The following is a 475-nucleotide window of genomic DNA, read 5'->3' on the forward strand; positions in this document are numbered from 1 at the left end:
GCCCAACGCCGCACAGCCGGCCAGCGTCAAGGCAAGCAGTGCCGCAGCCGATGTCAACCCGCCCGTTTTCGCCCACACAGACTTCACGCGCGATCCCCGTTGTCCCCGGATCGTAAGATCGACCCGCTTTCGCGGCTCATGTTTCTGGGGCGCGCCGGCGCCGAAGTCAACGCCGCGCCCTGCCATCGAATTGCCGAACCTCGCCGTCGCCACCCGACAGGATGCGCTGCGGATTGCGGCTGAGGTCGGTTACCGCCTCCTCGATGCGGCTGATCGAACGGCGGCTGTCCTGCACCAGCGCTTCGACGTTCGAAAGCCCCTGGCCCGAGAATCGCGCCAGATTGTCGGTGATGACGCCAAGGCGGGCATTCAGCGTGTCGGCAACCTGCTTGAACGACTTCAGCGTCGCCCTCGCATCCGCCATCACGCCGTCGGCCTGCCCCGACCCGAGCAAGGTATCGACCTTGGCTAGAAT

At 65.9% G+C, this 475-nt stretch carries 1 pseudogene; it reads right to left on the reverse strand.

Annotated features, from left to right (window positions below):
- Nucleotides 1–166 precede the first annotated feature (166 nt).
- Nucleotides 167–475, reverse strand: a pseudogene (locus EOA22_RS36995) (MCE family protein); the annotation flags it as partial.

It is taken from the genome of Mesorhizobium sp. M7A.F.Ca.US.014.04.1.1 (assembly GCF_003998745.1).
GTDB classification, from domain to species: domain Bacteria; phylum Pseudomonadota; class Alphaproteobacteria; order Rhizobiales; family Rhizobiaceae; genus Mesorhizobium; species Mesorhizobium ciceri.